The sequence below is a fragment of the Buttiauxella selenatireducens genome, from assembly GCF_031432975.1.
Lineage (GTDB): Bacteria > Pseudomonadota > Gammaproteobacteria > Enterobacterales > Enterobacteriaceae > Buttiauxella > Buttiauxella selenatireducens.
Genome location: NZ_CP133838.1, coordinates 2,704,207 through 2,721,373, shown reverse-complemented (window position 1 = coordinate 2,721,373; position 17,167 = coordinate 2,704,207). Strand labels below are relative to the sequence as shown.

Here is a 17,167-nt window from a genome sequence, read left to right as displayed (position 1 = left end):
CTTAATGAATAAGTCAGCAATTCGTACCATGCTAAATCTCCCGGCAGGGTATTTTGGTATCGTCCTTGGCGTTATCGGCATGGGTTTCGCTTGGCGTTATGCCGCTAAAGTTTGGTCGGTATCGCCAGTCATTGGTGATGCGTTAGAGAGCCTGGCGATTGCCATCTGGCTGGCATTGGCAGCGGCTTTTATTATGCGTCTGGTGAAATATCCGCAGAGCGTTCTCGAAGAAGCTAACCACAGTTTAAAGGGGAGCTTTGTCAGCTTGTTCCCTGCAACCACGATGCTGGTTGCGATCGCAGTTGAGCCTTATATTCGTCCTCTTGCTGTAGGATTGTTTGCCTTCGGCGCGTTGGTGCAATTGATTTACGCTGCCTGGCAAAGTGCGGGACTGTGGCGAGGCCGTCTTCCGGCGAGTGACACCACGCCCGGCCTTTATTTGCCGACAGTCGCAAATAATTTCATCAGTGCCATGGCTTGCGGAGCGTTGGGGTATCATGACCTTGGGATTTTATTCTTCGGGGCGGGGTGTTTTCCTGGTTGAGTCTGGAACCTGCGATTTTGCAGCGTTTGCGAAGTGGCGGTGAGTTGCCCGCTCCCACGCGTTCATCACTGGGTATCCAACTCGCTCCGGCGCTGGTGGCGTGTAATGCTTACCTGAGTGTTAACGGTGGAAACCCGGATTTCTTCGCCAAAATGCTGTTTGGTTATGGACTGCTGCAACTGCTGTTTATGTTGCGCCTGATACCCTGGTATTTGTCGCAGCCATTTAACGCGTCGTTCTGGAGCTTCTCGTTTGGTATTTCGGCCCTTGCAACCACCGCGTTGCATCTGAGCCATAGCAGCAATGACGGGCTTTTTACCGCCATTGCGCTGCCGCTGTTTATCGTCACCAATATTATTATTGGCCTGTTGTTACTGCGCACGATTGTTCTGCTTTATCAGGGTAAATTCCTGTTGCGTAGTGAACGGCCTGCAAAAAGGACAAATTAAGATGGCTTCTGAAAATTACTACACCGAGAAATACGGTTTAACACGCACCCACTCCGAAGTACTGAATGCGGTAACGATCGTCCCGCCAGGAAAAACGTTAGATCTCGGCTGTGGCAGTGGGCGCAACAGCCTGTATCTGAATCAAAAAGGGTTTGATGTCACGGCCTGGGATAAAAACCAGATGAGCATCAGCAACCTGAATAAGATTATTGAAGCGGAAGGGCTGAAAAACATCATTACCGATGTGGTCGATCTGAACGCATTACAGATTGAAGGTGAGTACGATTTCATTCTTTCGACCGTGGTGATGATGTTTTTGGAACGCAACACCATCCCAGGGCTTATTGCTGATATGCAGCGTTGCACCAAAGCAGGGGGCTATAACCTGATTGTCGCCGCAATGGATACCGAGGACTTCCCTTGTACCGTCGGTTTCCCATTTGCCTTTGTCGAAGGCGAACTGCGTCATTATTATGCCGGTTGGGAATTGATTAAATACAACGAAGATATCGGCGAGTTGCATAAAACCGATGAACAAGGCAATCGCATTAAATTACGTTTTGCTACTATGCTGGCACGCAAAATTTAAACCGCAGGCCACGCGCGGTTTTGTAGCACAACGCGATAACCGTCGTTATCAATAAATGTTCGTCCGGCGACATCCCAGTACGGATTGAAACTATTAATGGTTAAAAAACCTGCCTCCAGCATTTGCTGGCAGGTTTTTTGCCATTGCGCGTTATCTGGATAATAAAGCACTAACAGATCGTCCACGGTGGCAGAAGGTTCGACCGGATGACGGTGGCAAACGGTAAATTCCAGATGCCAGCTTAAATCGTCGCGCCCCAGCATAATGCCGCTGAAGCCATCGTGTTCGTGAAAGCCCCCGAGATCCTGCAAACCTAACCCCAGACAGTACATCTCTTTACTTTGAGCGAGGTCGGTGACCGGTCGTGCAATGCGCAGATGAGGTGTCATGTTTAATCCTTATTATTTGTAGTTAATATATATATTAGATCATGCATGTAAAATAATTATTGCTCTCCTAAGAGTAATGAGAAAATATTAATCAGCAAGGTTTATTTTTTAAATAATCAGCATTTTTCAGCTTTTATGATTTTCCTTTTTATTGCTATAACACGCGTACTTAATTGTAATTTAAAGGGAATTTTAATGAAGCTAACAATATGTTTTAGAACGGCTTACCTGGCTGGAATAATCGCGTTAGTGGGTTGTGCTTCTTCGGTACCGGCACCTGAAAAATATTCGGGGTTTTTAAAAGATTATTCGGCGCTACAGGAAACGACATCGGGATCGGGTAAAACCATTATGCGTTGGGTCGACCCTGACTTTAAAGGAAGCCAATACGACAGTGTTGTTTATCACTCCGTCATCTATTATCCAGAGCCAAAACCGTCAACTCAAATTGGCGAAAAAACACTGGTGGCGTTGTTGGACTACACCAACACCAAACTTAAAGCTGTGGCGGAGTCTCGTAAGCCACTGGTGGCGAAACCCGGCCCACACAGTTTGATTTTCCGCAGTGCAATTACCGCGGTGGATTGCTCTAAAGAAGGCCTGCAATTCTATGAAGTTGTGCCTATCGCGCTGGTTGTAGCCGGCACGCAAGCGGCAACGGGCCACCGTACCATGAACACCAACCTCTATTACGAGGCTGAGTTGATCGATGCGGCCACCAATAAACCGGTGATGCGAGTGGTGCGCAAGGGCGAAGGTAAAAATTTGAATAACGAAGGGGCTATGATGACGGTTGACACCCTCAAGCAGGTGATTGATAACCTGGCAGCCGATGCCACCGTATTCGATACCAGTCAGATTTAACGACGATACCCGTGATGCGAAAGGGAGCTAAGCTCCCTTTTTCATTCTTACGCGGTACGTTTGCGTCCGGTCAGGAAGTTAAACATCCCCGGTTTTGAAAACATCACCAAATTGCCAAGCAGAATCATCACCAGCCCGATAATGGCGTTACTGTGCCAGACATAGCCTTCATAAAGGGTCGAAAGAGTGAGCGCGACGAGCGGGAACAGCAATGTACTGTAAGCCGCCTGACTGGCACCGATGCGCCCAACGAGCGTGAAATAGGCACCGAAGGCAATCACCGAGCCAAAAATCGCCAGATAGAACAGCGAGCCCATATAGCGCAGTGTGAACTCGGGCATAAACGAATCGCCACGCAGGATGGCCAGTACGCCCATAATGACGGTGCCATAAAACATGGCGTAGGTGTTGGTCGACAGCGTCTCCAGACCACGGCGTTGATGGCGAGCGCTTATCATATTACCGAGCGAAAACCCAAACGTGCCGAGCGCACTTAATCCGATGCCTAACAGCAGTGAGGGCGCCAGTTGTGTGGCGACCAGATCGTGCCAGAACAGTGCGACGACCCCAGAAATACCGAGTGCCGCTGCGGGCAGCAAGTTTTTATGAGGGCGCTGACGGAAGAAAATCATGCTATTGACCGCGTTAAACAGTACCGCCATGGAAAAAATCACCGACTCCAGCCCTGAGCTGATGTACGCCGCAGCATGATAAAAACAGACGAAGTTGAAGCCGAAAACACAGCCGCCTTGCAGCATACAGAAGAGGTGATCCCGCAAGCTGATTCGACGTAACCGCCCCAACGAGCGCAGCACGACCAGCATCACCACCGCCGCCACGGCAAAACGCCAGAAAATTGAAACGGGCACTGAGACCACGCCTTGCTGCATATAGATAGCAAGCCAGGTCGTCCCCCAAATCACCACCACAGAAATATAAAGTAACGCATTCATGTTGTTGTCTCCCCAAACGGATAGGGGGAGTATCGGCGAATGCACAATCGCATGCTTTCATTTGCTTGCGCGGCTTGCATATTCTTGCGGTTTTTTTTACCTGCCAGACTATTGTCATGCTTTAAATCTGGTAACAGACTTGCGCACTACTTAAACTGGCACTTCTGAACTTTGATGGTATTTCACGATGACCCAGCCGTATAACGCTTTTGAAAATCTTCGCCAGCACAATGCCGTGCTGGAAGATAACGTGCAGCTGGGGTCGGGCATCCAATTGTCGGCGTGGTCAAACAGCCTTGATCGTGTAACGCAATGCAGCGATCACCATACGTTGAGCATGTATGTGAATGAGGGCCAGGAAACCTATCATAAAACCTCATCCGGCTGGAAAAACGGCGGTGGGCCTGACCGGTTTTGCCTGATGCCACAAGATGTCGAAACGACCTGGGATATCCGCAATCATTTTTCGTTTGTACATCTGTATTGCACGGATGCGCATTTGCGCAGCATTGCGGAGCAAATCTGGGATCGAAGTCCGGCGTCTATTCAGCTTGATGAGAAAATCTTCAGCGAGGACCCGCGCATCACGCAGTTATATCGTCATTTTCTGTTAAGTAGCGACTGGCAACAACGGGCGAACCATCTCACGCTTAGCACGGCGTCAACCTTGTTACTGACGCATTTGATTCAGACCTACAGCAACGTGCAATGGCGCTTGCCGAATGTCCGTGGAGGGCTGGCACCCGCAGTGTTACGCAATCTCCAGGCCTACATTGAACAGCATCTTAGCGAACCCTTGACGCTGACCGAACTGGCGCTGGAAGCCGGTTTGAGCGAGTTTCATTTTGCACGAATGTTCAAGCAATCCACACAACTCGCTCCTCATCAATATGTGATGCAACGGCGCATGCTACGCGCCGAAAACCTGGTGAAAAATAGCCCGTTTACGCTTACCGATATTGCGATGGCTTGCGGGTTTAGCTCCGCAAGTCATTTCAGCAATCGCTTTAAGGCTTCGTTTGGTGTGACGCCTTCGCAGCTACGCGCGGCGGGAAAGTGAGAACACCGCGTAACACATTCCACCCGCAACCAGCCCCCAAAAAGCAGAACCAATCCCCAATAAATTGACCCCGGATGCCGTGACTAAAAAGGTCACTATCGCGGCATCGCGCTCTCGTTCATGGTTCAACGCCTGGTACAGGCTTCCGGCGATGGTGCTGAGTAATGCCAGGCCCGCCAGAGTGTGGATGTAAGCAACCGGGAGTGCGGTGAGCAACGTCGTTATTGAGCCGCCAAAAATACCCGCCAGCAAATAAAATACTCCCGCAGCCGCCGCGGCAAGCCAGCGCTTTGAAGGATCAGGATGGGCTTCCGACCCCTGGCAAATTGCGGCGGTTATCGCAGCAATACAAACTGAAAATACGCCAAACGGAGCCAGTAACAGGGCAATGGCGGCGGTGACGACAATCAGCGGTGAGACAGGGACGTCAAAACCAGAGGCTTTCAGCGTCGCCACACCGGGCGCATTTTGAGACGCCATCGTGACGAGAAAGAAGGGAATACCGATACCGAGCAGGCTGCCGAGCGAAAAGTGCGGAGCCGTAAATTCAGGCATCACCATCGCAACGGGCACGCTGCCGTTTTGCAGATTACCGCTCATCACGCACACCAGCAGGCCGACAACCATGGCAACGACGACGGCATAACGCGGTGCCCAGGCTTTTGCCAACAACCAGCCAAGCAGCATACTCACGCAGAGTAAAAAATTGCCCTGCAATGACGTAAAGGCATCAAGGCCAAATCGCAGCAGGATACCCGCGAGCATGGCGGCCGATAATGTCGAAGGGATCAGGCGCATTAAGCGAGCAAACAAACCGGTCGCACCGCAGAGCAGAATTAAAAACGAAGCGAAGATAAATACCCCAACGGCTTCGTTCAGCGAATGCCCCGGTAAGCTGGTGGCGAGTAACGCGGCACCTGGCGTCGACCAGGCGGTGAGAATCGGCGTGCGATACCAAATCGTCAGCACCAGGGTACTGATACCCATGCCAATTCCCAGCATCGTAAGCCAACCCGCGATTTGCATCGGGTTGGCACCTGCGGCTTCAGCGGCCTGCCAGATGATTGCGGCTGAACTTGCGTAGCCGACTAATACGGCGACAAACCCGGTTAAAACCGTGGGTAACGGAATGGATAGTGTGCGCATTTTTTCCCTTTCTGCTATAGCGTCACGGGACTATAACATTACAAACCGTTAACAACAGCCCGGTGTATATTGAAAAATCTGCACGTTAATACTGGATTTCACTGGACGCGGCGGTGAGATAATTCCACGCTTCCGATTGTTCCATCGGACGGGAAAAATAGTAACCCTGCATATAGGGAATACCGCATTGTTCAAGTATTTGGCGCTGTTTATACGTTTCCACGCCTTCAGCAATCACCATAAAGTTGAGGCTTTTGGACATATTCATCACGGCCTGCACAATAGACAGACCCTTTTGTTCAATATGCTGAATAAAGGAACGGTCGATTTTAATGTAATCGATATTCATATTCTGGATAACGGAAAGACTCGAATAACCCGTTCCGAAATCATCGATAGATAACTTCACGCCGCACTGCTGTAACTGGCTCACTTTTTGGTTAATTTGCATTTGGTCGGAGCGGAATATCGATTCAGTCACTTCCAGATGCAGCAAATGCCCGGGTATTGCGTATTGTTCGATAACCCGCTTAACGTGATTAACAAAGCCTTTATCATAAAATTGAATGAGCGAAATATTCACGCACATGCAAATATCTGCATTGCATTGGCGCATCTTTGCCAACGTCTTACAGGCTTCTTCCAATACCCAAATACCGACTTCGACGATGCGACCGCTTTGCTCCATCAACGGGATAAATTCAACCGGCGAGATTTCCTGGTCTTGATAACGCCAGCGCATCAAGGCTTCAAAACTGACAATCTGGCCTGCGGAGTCGACAATGGGCTGATACACAAGACGAAATTCCTGCCGCTCAAGAGCCCCTTTTAACGCCTCGTTGAGCATGATTTTACGCAGCAGATTGTGTTCCAGATCGAGATTATAAAAAGCAACGCGCTCAGGATATTTGGCTTTTTGCGAATACATAGCGATATCAGCCAACTGAATAAGACGTGTCATCGAAGTGCCGTGCTCTGGGCAGATCGCAATACCAATGGTCGCGTTCAGAGTGATAGTTTGGCCGCCTACGTCAATGGGCAACGAAAGGGTGTTTGTAATTTGCTGCGCGAGAGCGCTGATTGCCTGATGTCGGCTCTCTTTCACCAGCAGGATAAACTCATCACCACCCCAGCGGCACATCAACGTGTCGGCAGCGTTACAGCTTTTAAGCCTGTCACTGATACTCACCAACACGCTGTCGCCGGCATTGTGGCCGAGCGTGTCATTAATATTTTTAAAGCCATCCAGATCGATAAAGAATATTGAAAACCCCTCGATATGATGTTGCTTAAAGTCTTGCTCTACGCGAACGACTGCGGATAAAAAAGCCGTGCGATTGTATAAACCGGTTAACGCATCTTTATTTGAAATCTCATACACTTCCTCGGTTCTTATACGAATGGTTTCTTCCATGCGTGAGACGAGTTTTTTATTTCTGTAACGCAATAAAATGGCTTCTTTAATATAATTTGCGGAGCGCGCAGATGAGATAATCATTATTACTGTGAAGCAAATCCCCAGGCTGCCCAGATTAAATTTATATTGTTCAGGCTGCATCATGAGCAAGATTGACATTGGCATCAGAATAATAATGTTGTATAGCGCCGCGAGCAGCAGACTTGCAGAAAGCAGGCTGCTGGCACCGCCGGCCATTGCGGCGAGAATGACATTGGTGGTGCTCAATTCTTCAATAGAAAATGTCGGGTAGAACACAACCGCATAGACGCTCCACATCACAGCGCTGAGTAAACAACCGCATGAAAATCGGAGCAACCAGGTTTTGGGGTTTCCCTCGGTTTGGCTTTTTGTCCACATCCTTGAATCAATAGTCCGTATGGCTAAGATCAAGGTCATCACCAGCCACCAGGTCGTTTTTGCCTGAAAATCGTTTCTGTCGACAAAAGTGAAAGCAAGCACGGTTGAGGCAATAAAGGTAATCAGAATGCCAGGTAACGAATTATTGTATAACAGCTTAGTGCCTTCTGACTGGTAAAGCTTTGAGTAATCTATTTTTTTTATCATTTTTATTCATCTAAGCTGCATGGTTTTTATGGTATTACTACAATAATGTTAATGTTATTACGTAGTGAAACTATTTCTCCGTGCAACTATAAATTAAAACCTTATGTTATAAAACACTCTCTCCGTTAATCATTATTAAGACTAATGACATTGCCACACAAGAGCTTCTCTCTTTGGATGTGGCAATGAAATACCTCACGCGGGGGTTAGAAAAAGAATCTTGAAGGCGGCGTCTTAACAGCGCCAGTCGCCATATCGGTCGTAACATTGCTCATTATGATAGCGGTGGGCATGGCGTGAATTGTCATCGTTATCGTCATTATCATTTTTGTCGTCGTGTTTGTGTTTTTCTTTATCCGCTTCATGTTTTTTATGAATACCGTACGCAATGCCACCAACGGCCGCCGCGGCGCTACCTGCCAACAACGCTTGTTGAGTCGGCGTCATATTATCCATTCCGCATCCTGTCAGGCCGAGAGACAATACAATTACAGCAATACAGCCTTTGCTTATCATCAATTTCATAACGGTGTACCTATAATTTATTATTAATAATGACTGAGTTTCTGCATCAGGAAATAGTGGGGCTGATGTATCCCCTGATGTATGGGCTGCATCGTATTTGAGTTGTCATGTCAAAAGAAGAGGTCTGACCTGGTGTTTTTAACTGTTTTAACTGATTGATTTTTATGATTTAAAAAACAATGGCTTTGATTTGTTATATCAAAATGACATTTTCAGATTATTTTTGTTATTTTTTATATAAACTCATTGGCAAATATCATTGTGCTTTCGTCGGATTAATTACAACTCCTTTACTTTTATTTATTTAAATATCCGAATGAAAGTGCGCAGGTAATGAAAATAACGTTTTTTAGGATTTATCCATTTCCAGAAAGACGTGAGGATTATCGAAAGGTAAGAAGGAATCGCATTGCAGGCCCAATCTGACTACAATAGCGGCCTTTCGCCCATAACACAGAAAACAAATTCACTATGCGCCTGCACGCCAATCATCTCGAACTACTCAGTCCAGCCCGTGACACCGCCATCGCCCGCGAAGCTATTTTGCATGGTGCGGATGCGGTTTACATCGGCGGGCCTGGCTTTGGCGCTCGCCATAATGCCGGTAACAGCCTGCAAGATCTTGCAGAACTGGTGCCGTTTGCCCATCGTTATGGGGCGAAGATTTTCGTTACGCTTAACACCATTTTGCATGACAACGAACTCGAACCCGCTCGCCGGATGATCCACGACCTGTATCAGGTGGGTGTTGATGCGCTGATTGTGCAGGACATGGGCGTGTTGGAAATGGATCTTCCGCCGATTGAATTGCACGCCAGTACCCAGTGCGACATTCGTAGCGTAGAAAAAGCGAAGTTTCTTTCTGATGTCGGTTTCTCGCAAATCGTGCTGGCTCGCGAACTGAACCTCAACCAAATTCGCGCCATTCACGAAAACGTCGATGCCACTATTGAATTCTTTATCCACGGCGCGTTGTGTGTGGCGTATTCCGGCCAATGCAATATTTCCCACGCTCAGACCGGGCGTAGTGCGAACCGTGGTGATTGTTCCCAGGCATGCCGTTTACCGTACACGCTCAAAGACGATCAAGGGCGCGTTGTCGCCTATGAAAAACACTTGCTGTCGATGAAAGATAATGACCAGAGCGCCAACCTGGCGGCACTGGTTGATGCGGGTGTGCGTTCCTTCAAGATTGAAGGGCGCTACAAAGATATGAGCTATGTGAAAAACATCACCTCGTATTACCGCCAGTTGCTCGATGAATTAATGGAGCAGCGCACGGATTTAGTTCGCGCGTCAGCGGGAGTCACGTCGCATTTCTTTATCCCATCGCCGGATAAAACCTTCCATCGCGGTAGCACGGATTACTTTGTTAACGAGCGTAAAATTGATATCGGCGCGTTTGATTCGCCTAAATATATCGGCCTGCCAGTGGGCGAAGTGCTGAAAGTGGGTAAAGATTTCCTCGATGTAAATGTCACGGATTCTTTGACCAACGGCGATGGTCTGAATGTGTTGATTAAGCGTGAAATTGTAGGTTTCCGCGCCAATACGGTGGAGAAAACCGGTAAAAATCAGTACCGCGTCTGGCCAAACGAGATGCCGGAAACCCTGAAAAACGTGCGTCCGAATCATCCGCTGAACCGCAACCTTGATCACAACTGGCAACAGGCGCTGACTAAAACGTCCAGCGAACGCCGAATTGCGGTGGATCTGGAGCTTAGCGGCTGGCAAGAACAGCTGGTTCTGACCATTACCAGTGAAGAGGGCGTCAGCGTCAGCAAAACGCTGGAAGGGCAGTTTGACGTGGCGAATAACCCGGAAAAAGCCTATGCCAACCTGCGTGACAGCCTGGCAAAACTGGGGCAGACAATGTACCAGGCGCGCAAAGTTGATTTGAATTTACCCGCCGCACTGTTTATCCCTAACAGCCAGCTTAACCAGTTACGCCGCGAAGCGATTGACGAACTGAGTGACGCGCGTTTGCAGCAGTACCAACGTGGCAGCCGTAAAGCGGTGAGCGTACCGGCACCTGTCTATCCTGAAGAGCATCTCACGTTTCTGGCGAACGTTTATAACCACAAAGCTCGTGAGTTTTATCAGCGTTACGGCGTGAAATTGATTGACGCTGCGTACGAAGCGCACGAAGAGAAGGGCGATGTGCCGGTGATGATCACCAAGCATTGCCTGCGTTTTGCCTTCAACTTGTGCCCGAAACAGGCGAAAGGTTCAGTGAAAAGCTGGAAAGCATCCCCGATGCAACTGGTGCATCAGGATGAAGTGTTGACGCTGAAATTTGACTGCAGGCCGTGCGAAATGCACGTCATTGGCAAAATGAAGAACCACATCCTCAAAATGCCATTGCCGGGCAGCGATGTGGTGGCGTCTATCAGCCCGGATGAGTTGTTAAAGACCTTACCGAAGCAGAAGAAATAACCTTCTTAGCCTTCCTGCATCCGCAACTGATCGATCATCCAACGCCCTGCAAGTCCTGGGGGCGTTTTATTTGACCAGATAACATCAACTTCAATGCGCTGCGGCCAGCCTGCAACAGGCAGCTCCTGCAAGATATTGTGTCCAAACTGCTTAACCAACCAACGCGGTAAAATCCCCCAGCCAAACCCCTGTTCCGCCATTTCCAGCAGCATCAACAACGACGGTGAAGACCACATCGGGCCGCCGCTTTTATTACGAGTTGGATCAGTAAATGTGCTCAGGCGAAGTTGACGGACCGTCTGCAAACTGTCCATTTCGACAGTTTTCAACTGGGCCAAAGGATGCTGCCGATGAATAAAAATGGCCATTTCTGCACCGACCTGCAAACGCGCCACGCTGACATCAACCGGGTAACGTGGCTGCACACGCAACACGCCAACGTGCGCCCGGCCAATCTGAATCAGGTCGATAACGTCTTCATCTTCGGCAATCAGGCATTCAAATTCGATATCCGGGAAGCGTTGCGAAAAACGCTGGAGTATGGATTCGTGATGCGCCGTTTGCCAGACATCAGACAGCACAAAACTCAGGCGCGGTTCCACATCCGAGCCCAGGCGCACTGAGGCTTCATTGAGCCGCTCGCTTGCCGCCATAATCGACTGGATGTACGGCAAAATATGCTTACCCTGCTCGGTCAGCATTGGCTGTCGGCTCTGGCGGTCAAACAGCGTCAAGCCGAGATCGGCTTCCAGATTGGCAATCGCACTGCTCACCGTTGACTGGCTCTTTTTAAGTTTGCGAGCCGCCGCAGAGAACGAGCCGGTTTCAACCGCTTGCAGAAACGCTTCGAGGGATTCAGGAGAGTATTTCATCATTCTCAATGTATCGCTTTTATCGATGGCTAATGACTTCATTCTATCACTAATATCGATGACAATGTGCGACATAGTCACAATGTTATGACTGAGTCTGGAGTGGATTATGCAATCTCAAAAAAGAACATTTGCCGAACGCATCGTGCATGCGGTGGGTTTCGAAGTTATCGCGATTGCGATTTGTGCGCCAGTAGCCGCCTGGATTATGGATAAGCCACTGTTCCAGATGGGCGCGCTGTCAATTATGCTGTCGACCGTCGCGATGGTATGGAACATGATTTATAACGCAGGTTTCGATAAGTTTTTCCCCGTCGGCCAAAAGCGCCGAGTGCCGTTGCGTGTGGCGCACGCCGTAGGGTTTGAAGGGGGCTTTATCCTGATCGGCTTGCCGATAGCTGCCTGGATGCTCGACATTACCCTGCTTCAGGCGTTTATGGTCGAGATTGGTTTCTTCCTGTTCTTCCTGCCGTATAGCGTGGTTTATAACTGGGGTTACGATGCGTTACGTGCCCGTCGTTTTCAACATTTAGCGCAAAGATAATGTGTGAGCGCACCTTGATGGTGCGCTCTTTTTTTACCCCTCCGTTTTGCTTCAAAACAGCGCGAAACCCTATCATTTTGCACCACAAGCACCTGGCATATTTCTGTCGTTAACGGGACAGAATCTCACGAGAAAAAACAATATATAGCCCGGCGATTTCTTAATGCGGTGAATCTATCAAAGCAGCCTCCTAAAACGGTTGTACGTACAGGAAGAAATGAGCAAACACTGTTTTTAAAAAACACTTTTTCAGTGCATCTCTTTTTTCGTTCGATAAAATATACAACTAGTTCGCTTTCATTGGTTTATTTCATGAAAACGATGATGTTAACAAAACGTAAGATTCGCGTAGAAAATAAAACTATCAGGTTTAAAAGCAATGCTTAATCGGAATAATTATTTAATAAATCAAGTGCAAACTGAAAAAGTATTCTGGACATCTTCAGCATTTCTGTATGAATTTATCGTTCCTGAAACTAAAGCTAAAGTAATGCATACTCAGGAGCCAAAACTTAGCTGGCTGACGAAGTTATTCAGGATAGACCGGCGTTACCGAGGTCGTACTCCTTTTGATCTGACTATCGTTACTGAAGATGGTCGCTCAATCGTTTCTCTTAGGCGAGGAATTGCCATTTTAGTATCAAAAGTACAGATCTTTGATGCTAAAAATAACCTTATAGGTATTCTTAAGCAGAGATTTTCGCTACTACATGCTCATCTCACTATGTATGCTCCAGACGGGAAGATACTTTTTGTTATTAAAGGTGATTGGGCCGATTGGGATTTCAATATAAAAGATGGTGAAAAATCACTTGCCACTCTTTCTAAGGGAAAGGGGGAAGGGATATTAACGGAGTTATTTACAACGAAAGACAGTTATCACCTGAAAATTGAAGATAATATTGCTGTTGACTCTATGCTGCGTGAATTATTGATAGCTTCAGCAATTGCTGTTGATATTGCCTGTAATGAATAATTGCACAATGTAGTGTTACATCTGCAGGTAATGTTATTGCTAAGGACCAGACATAAGTGTGCACGTTATCGCTTAGTTTGTAAGAGTCATGAAGGCATTAAAAATTCGCGAGCTTTTTTCTCATGTGACCAGACTGAATTATGTGGGAATATTAAGGCTGGCGGGTAATACTCTTTGATTTTGTTTAAGTATTTTACCAAATGGTTTAGGTTATGAAAAATAAAATAATTTCGCTCATGGTTGCATTGTCATTTTTTGGGGTTACTGCCTGTGACCAGTCAGAGAATACTATCGAAAAACCACAAGCCTCGGCTGAGAAAAATAAACCACAAGTCTCGCTTGAAGAAAATAAATCACACGTTTCAACGGAAGCATCTGTCAGTGACAAAATAAATAAATATGTCAATCTTTATAATATACTTGGGGATTATTTTCATCGCGACGACGAAACCTTTGAAAAGTGGAGGGTCCAGGATGTCGCTAAAGCAAAATCAGGAGATTATAAAGCAATTAACGATAAGTCATACATATTCAAAGATGCAAGGGATACCATTCAGGGGATTCTTTCTAAGCCAGACACAGTAGATGGGGTCGACGAAGTTGCTAAAGAATATCTGGGCATTATTGACGAATACTTGCCTAACTGGCAAGAACTGGAAGCCTATAACAAAGCAAAAAAATATGAAGATGATAATGGTGTAAAGGGCAAGATGTTGTTGTTAAAATACAACGAAGGTCAAGAAAGATTAATTGTTGCACAACATAATTTTGTTAAGTCAATGGATGACGTCATGGAAAAAGAAAAAGAGAAACGCATGGCCTCATTTAAAGAAAATGGGCAAATGCTAGAGTGGCATACTAACCAGGCACTAGATAAAGCAGAAAAAATAATACAGCAATTTGAAAGTTTTGATGATTTTAAAAATAAAAACAAAATTAACAAGGCTAACTCTTTGTTGGCAGAATTAGATACTACGCTTGAGGCTATGGATAAAGAATATAATATCCGCAAAGACGAAAATAAACTAACCTATCGCGATAATTGGGATGATGTTCATGCTTCACTGGTTACTTTTACAGGTGAATATCGTGAAACGCGTAAGGATCCAAAGCATTATAATAAGATGATTAAATCTTATAATGATGCGATAGGTGAGTACAATCAAATGGTAGGTAGATGATTCCATTGCATTATTAAATTGCAGGGGGCATTGTTTTGCTGGCTTTATAAAGTAGGGGTGTCCTGCAACAGGATTTATTGAATAAATAAATCCTGAATCAATGCCTTCCACGAAAATAGCGACAGCCCAGCCCGAAATATCTGGCATGTCTTATAAGAAACTTAAAGTTTTGAGCTGGCAAAATAGACCTGTTTCTTGAGGGCCATTCCAGGTTTGGCGCAGCCCCTTTGCAGGATGTCGAAGCATTGCGCCAGATGAGGGCTACTCTGTAGTTTTTAATGCCACCGTTTTTCGCGCCACAATAAACAGACGCGGGAACAACATCAGCACATTGCCATCGGATTGTGGCGGATAGGCTTTCTGTAAAAGTGCGTGATAACGCTCAAGAAACGCCTGCTGTTGAATGTTATCAAGGTTTGCGAGATACGGGCGCAAACCGGTAGAACTAAGCCACTCAATAATCGCTCGCGCAGACGGCATCACATGGAAATAGGTGGTACGCCAGATATCCACCGTGCAACCTGATTGCGCCAGCACATCGTAATACTCTTGTGCGTCCAGTAATGCTTCGCGCCCTGAATCCGGTCTACCCAACTCAGCAGCCACCTGGCGCATCAGTGTGTGGGTCGGCTCTTGCCAGTTATCCGGCATTTGTACCGCTAAAACTCCGTTGTCGGCGAGTTGTGCGGCAAGATGTGGAAACAGCGTTGTATGGTCGCCCAGCCATTGCAAAGACGCATTAGCATAAATGACATCTTGCTTCACCTCCGGCTGCCATAGCGCCACATCCGCGTTCTCAAACTGGCAATCAGGCAAAGCGGTTCGCGCTTTTTCCAGCATCGCCGGGGAGTTATCAACGCCCGTGACCGTCGCTTGTGGGAACGCTTTACGCAACAGTGCGGTGCTGTTACCGGGGCCACAACCCAAATCAGAAACATGTTGCGCACCAGGGTGCTGGAGTCGTGCGGCCAATTCAGCTGCCGGGCGGGTGCGTTCGGCTTCAAACTGCAAATAGAGAGCGGGGTTCCAGTCCTGCATCGGTTTATCCTCGGCTAAAATTCACTAATCAGAATGTGTCCTGTCTTAGGTTACGACAAAATGTTGTAACGTGACGTCAGGATTCAGGTCAGGAAAACCTTATGAAAGTAACACGCAAACAGGAAAAGATCGTCCAGCGCACCCTGGAAGGTTGGCGTCAGGAAGGGGTCATCGATGCGGCTGAACAACAGCGGCTGCAACAACATCTCTCGGTGCAACTTTTTGACTGGCAACGCATGAGCCGCTACGCCTTCTGGGTAGCGCTGGCTTGCGTGATTATCGCCATCGGAAGTCTGGTCGCCGATGAATATCTGTTGGCGTTGCTGTTTAATTTTGGCTACGCCACCCGCGCCATTATTCTGGCGATAATAGCCATAGCTTTTTACGCGTGGGGTTTTCAGCGCCAAAAACGTACGCCGGGAAAACGCTACAGCAATGAAGCGATTGTGTTCCTCGGCGTGTTATTCACCGCGCTCAGTTTATCTCAGGTCGGCATGGCGCTGGATAACGGCAGCGGGAATGTCGCTCCGCTATTTTTACTTGGCTGTGCGATTTATGGCGTGATGGGCTACCTGGCGCGTTCGGGGCTTATCTGGCTTTTTTGTCTGCTGGCATTAGGCAGCTTCTTCGGCTCCTCAACGGGCTATGCTTCGGGATGGGGGGCATATTGGCTCGGCATGAATTACCCAATTCGGTTTGTGTTATTCGGCGCCGTGCTGTTGGCAGCCTGTTACTTGCTTAAAACGCCATTACAGCAGCGCAATTTATTTAACGTCAGCAAAGCGATGGGGCTGCTGTATCTGTTTATCGCGCTGTGGATTTTGTCGATATTTGGCAATTACGATGTCGATATCTGGCAGAGCGTGCGCCAAATTGAGCTGTTGCACTGGTCTTTGCTGTTTGCGCTGGCGGCAGTGGCATGCATCTGGTTAAGCCTGAAAACCGACGATGGCATGCTGCGTGGGTTCGGGTTAACTTTTCTCGGCATTAATCTCTACACGCGATATTTCGAACTGTTCTGGGACGGCACCAACAAAGTGATTTTCTTCCTGCTGCTTGCCATCTCGCTGACGCTGGTCGGTCGCTACGCGGAGAAAATTTGGCGAATTGGGGAAGGGCGTTAGTCCTTAATGAGGATACCGATGGGTATCCTCACCCGACTTATGGTGTTGCTGTAAAGGTCAAATACCCCGCCACGCCACCCCCGCCATCTTTCGGATGATGAGCCCCCTCCATCACGGTGACCTTAGGGAAATCAAACGGAGAAACCCCTTCGATGCAGGCAACGTTAACGCCATATTGTTCGGGGTTGGAGCGACGTTGGTGGAAGGTGTAAATCCCGCATACGGAACAGAAAAAATGCACCGCTTCGCCGGTGTTAAAGCGGTATTCAGTCAGTTTATCTTTGCCTTTGGTAACGTCGATACCAGAAAGCGGAGCTGAGACTGCGATTGCGCCGCGCATGCGGCAAAACGAGCAGTTACAGCGGCGAATGGTATTAAATCCATCGGTGAGTTCTACGGTAAAGGCGACGGCACCACAGTGACATTTCGCAGCCATTTTCTGATTCATATTAAC

At 47.8% G+C, this 17,167-nt stretch carries 16 protein-coding genes and 1 pseudogene; 9 read left to right on the top strand and 8 right to left on the bottom strand.

Annotated elements, in window-relative coordinates:
• The first annotated feature begins 4 nt into the window (after positions 1–4).
• Both tehA and tehB read left to right on the top strand, forming a co-directional pair.
• Positions 5–993: pseudogene (tehA, locus tag RHD99_RS12510) on the top strand (dicarboxylate transporter/tellurite-resistance protein TehA).
• A gap of 1 nt (position 994) precedes the next feature.
• Positions 995–1,582, top strand: coding sequence for a tellurite resistance methyltransferase TehB (gene tehB, locus RHD99_RS12505; RefSeq protein ID WP_374708434.1), 588 nt, complete (start codon positions 995–997; stop codon positions 1,580–1,582).
• Here tehB and RHD99_RS12500 read toward each other — a convergent pair.
• Positions 1,579–1,971, bottom strand: coding sequence for a VOC family protein (locus tag RHD99_RS12500; protein WP_309874186.1), 393 nt, complete (start codon positions 1,969–1,971; stop codon positions 1,579–1,581). The genes tehB and RHD99_RS12500 overlap by 4 nt on opposite strands.
• Before the next feature lie 195 nt (positions 1,972–2,166).
• On the opposite strand from RHD99_RS12500, the gene RHD99_RS12495 reads away from it, so the two are divergent.
• The gene (locus tag RHD99_RS12495; protein ID WP_309874184.1) at positions 2,167–2,835 is read left to right on the top strand and encodes a DUF3313 domain-containing protein; all 669 of its coding nucleotides are present in this window, start codon (positions 2,167–2,169) and stop codon (positions 2,833–2,835) included.
• 47 nt (positions 2,836–2,882) lie between these two features.
• Here RHD99_RS12495 and RHD99_RS12490 read toward each other — a convergent pair whose 3' ends face one another.
• Complete coding sequence (locus RHD99_RS12490; RefSeq protein ID WP_183271521.1) at positions 2,883–3,788, bottom strand: DMT family transporter; 906 nt, start codon at positions 3,786–3,788, stop codon at positions 2,883–2,885.
• A 187-nt stretch (positions 3,789–3,975) separates the two neighbouring features.
• On the opposite strand from RHD99_RS12490, the gene RHD99_RS12485 reads away from it, so the two are divergent.
• On the top strand, positions 3,976–4,848 hold the full coding sequence (locus RHD99_RS12485; protein ID WP_309874182.1) for an AraC family transcriptional regulator: 873 nt from the start codon (positions 3,976–3,978) through the stop codon (positions 4,846–4,848).
• On the opposite strand, the gene RHD99_RS12480 is transcribed toward RHD99_RS12485, so the two are convergent.
• From RHD99_RS12480 to RHD99_RS12470, 3 genes are all read right to left on the bottom strand, one after another.
• Entirely contained in the window at positions 4,828–5,994 is a 1,167-nt protein-coding gene (locus RHD99_RS12480; RefSeq protein ID WP_309874180.1) for a benzoate/H(+) symporter BenE family transporter, read from the bottom strand. The two genes, RHD99_RS12485 and RHD99_RS12480, sit on opposite strands and share 21 nt — an antisense overlap.
• A gap of 85 nt (positions 5,995–6,079) precedes the next feature.
• Complete coding sequence (locus RHD99_RS12475) at positions 6,080–8,017, bottom strand: putative bifunctional diguanylate cyclase/phosphodiesterase (protein WP_309874178.1); 1,938 nt, start codon at positions 8,015–8,017, stop codon at positions 6,080–6,082.
• A 234-nt stretch (positions 8,018–8,251) separates the two neighbouring features.
• Complete coding sequence (locus RHD99_RS12470; protein ID WP_183271517.1) at positions 8,252–8,473, bottom strand: hypothetical protein; 222 nt, start codon at positions 8,471–8,473, stop codon at positions 8,252–8,254.
• Positions 8,474–9,013: 540 nt separating this feature from the next.
• On the opposite strand from RHD99_RS12470, the gene RHD99_RS12465 reads away from it, so the two are divergent.
• Positions 9,014–10,978, top strand: a complete 1,965-nt coding sequence (locus tag RHD99_RS12465; RefSeq protein ID WP_183271516.1) for a peptidase U32 family protein — start codon at positions 9,014–9,016, stop codon at positions 10,976–10,978.
• 5 nt (positions 10,979–10,983) lie between these two features.
• Here RHD99_RS12465 and RHD99_RS12460 read toward each other — a convergent pair whose 3' ends face one another.
• Entirely contained in the window at positions 10,984–11,850 is an 867-nt protein-coding gene (locus RHD99_RS12460) for a LysR family transcriptional regulator (RefSeq protein WP_183271967.1), read from the bottom strand.
• Positions 11,851–11,959: 109 nt separating this feature from the next.
• Between RHD99_RS12460 and RHD99_RS12455 the strand changes: the two genes are divergently transcribed.
• The 3 genes from RHD99_RS12455 to RHD99_RS12445 all read left to right on the top strand — a co-directional run bounded on the left by RHD99_RS12455 (position 11,960) and on the right by RHD99_RS12445 (position 14,551).
• On the top strand, positions 11,960–12,394 hold the full coding sequence (locus RHD99_RS12455) for a multidrug/biocide efflux PACE transporter (RefSeq protein ID WP_309874175.1): 435 nt from the start codon (positions 11,960–11,962) through the stop codon (positions 12,392–12,394).
• 379 nt (positions 12,395–12,773) lie between these two features.
• On the top strand, positions 12,774–13,370 hold the full coding sequence (locus RHD99_RS12450; protein ID WP_309874174.1) for an LURP-one-related family protein: 597 nt from the start codon (positions 12,774–12,776) through the stop codon (positions 13,368–13,370).
• Between the two features lie 212 nt (positions 13,371–13,582).
• Positions 13,583–14,551 (top strand): DUF3829 domain-containing protein, encoded by a 969-nt coding sequence (locus RHD99_RS12445; RefSeq protein WP_309874171.1) that lies wholly within the window; start codon positions 13,583–13,585, stop codon positions 14,549–14,551.
• 261 nt (positions 14,552–14,812) lie between these two features.
• Here the strand turns inward: RHD99_RS12445 and tam are convergent, their stop codons facing one another.
• Positions 14,813–15,589, bottom strand: a complete 777-nt coding sequence (gene tam, locus RHD99_RS12440; RefSeq protein ID WP_309874169.1) for a trans-aconitate 2-methyltransferase — start codon at positions 15,587–15,589, stop codon at positions 14,813–14,815.
• A 101-nt stretch (positions 15,590–15,690) separates the two neighbouring features.
• On the opposite strand from tam, the gene RHD99_RS12435 reads away from it, so the two are divergent.
• Complete coding sequence (locus RHD99_RS12435; protein WP_309874167.1) at positions 15,691–16,713, top strand: DUF2157 domain-containing protein; 1,023 nt, start codon at positions 15,691–15,693, stop codon at positions 16,711–16,713.
• 37 nt (positions 16,714–16,750) lie between these two features.
• On the opposite strand, the gene RHD99_RS12430 is transcribed toward RHD99_RS12435, so the two are convergent.
• Positions 16,751–17,161: a GFA family protein gene (locus RHD99_RS12430; RefSeq protein ID WP_309874165.1), complete on the bottom strand. Its 411-nt coding sequence runs from the start codon at positions 17,159–17,161 to the stop codon at positions 16,751–16,753.
• Positions 17,162–17,167 lie beyond the last annotated feature (6 nt).

Bases quoted from the DNA above. Each gene is read 5' to 3' on its own strand.
- tehB (WP_374708434.1), top strand. From the start codon at position 995: ATGGCTTCTGAAAATTACTACACCGAGAAATACGGTTTAACACGCACC.
- RHD99_RS12475 (WP_309874178.1), bottom strand. From the start codon at position 8,017: ATGATAAAAAAAATAGATTACTCAAAGCTTTACCAGTCAGAAGGCACT.
- RHD99_RS12470 (WP_183271517.1), bottom strand. From the start codon at position 8,473: ATGGATAATATGACGCCGACTCAACAAGCGTTGTTGGCAGGTAGCGCC.
- RHD99_RS12480 (WP_309874180.1), bottom strand. From the start codon at position 5,994: ATGCGCACACTATCCATTCCGTTACCCACGGTTTTAACCGGGTTTGTC.
- RHD99_RS12435 (WP_309874167.1), top strand. From the start codon at position 15,691: ATGAAAGTAACACGCAAACAGGAAAAGATCGTCCAGCGCACCCTGGAA.
- RHD99_RS12455 (WP_309874175.1), top strand. From the start codon at position 11,960: ATGCAATCTCAAAAAAGAACATTTGCCGAACGCATCGTGCATGCGGTG.
- RHD99_RS12460 (WP_183271967.1), bottom strand. From the start codon at position 11,850: ATGAAATACTCTCCTGAATCCCTCGAAGCGTTTCTGCAAGCGGTTGAA.
- RHD99_RS12485 (WP_309874182.1), top strand. From the start codon at position 3,976: ATGACCCAGCCGTATAACGCTTTTGAAAATCTTCGCCAGCACAATGCC.
- RHD99_RS12495 (WP_309874184.1), top strand. From the start codon at position 2,167: ATGAAGCTAACAATATGTTTTAGAACGGCTTACCTGGCTGGAATAATC.
- RHD99_RS12430 (WP_309874165.1), bottom strand. From the start codon at position 17,161: ATGAATCAGAAAATGGCTGCGAAATGTCACTGTGGTGCCGTCGCCTTT.
- RHD99_RS12490 (WP_183271521.1), bottom strand. From the start codon at position 3,788: ATGAATGCGTTACTTTATATTTCTGTGGTGGTGATTTGGGGGACGACC.
- tam (WP_309874169.1), bottom strand. From the start codon at position 15,589: ATGCAGGACTGGAACCCCGCTCTCTATTTGCAGTTTGAAGCCGAACGC.
- RHD99_RS12465 (WP_183271516.1), top strand. From the start codon at position 9,014: ATGCGCCTGCACGCCAATCATCTCGAACTACTCAGTCCAGCCCGTGAC.
- RHD99_RS12500 (WP_309874186.1), bottom strand. From the start codon at position 1,971: ATGACACCTCATCTGCGCATTGCACGACCGGTCACCGACCTCGCTCAA.
- RHD99_RS12450 (WP_309874174.1), top strand. From the start codon at position 12,774: ATGCTTAATCGGAATAATTATTTAATAAATCAAGTGCAAACTGAAAAA.
- RHD99_RS12445 (WP_309874171.1), top strand. From the start codon at position 13,583: ATGAAAAATAAAATAATTTCGCTCATGGTTGCATTGTCATTTTTTGGG.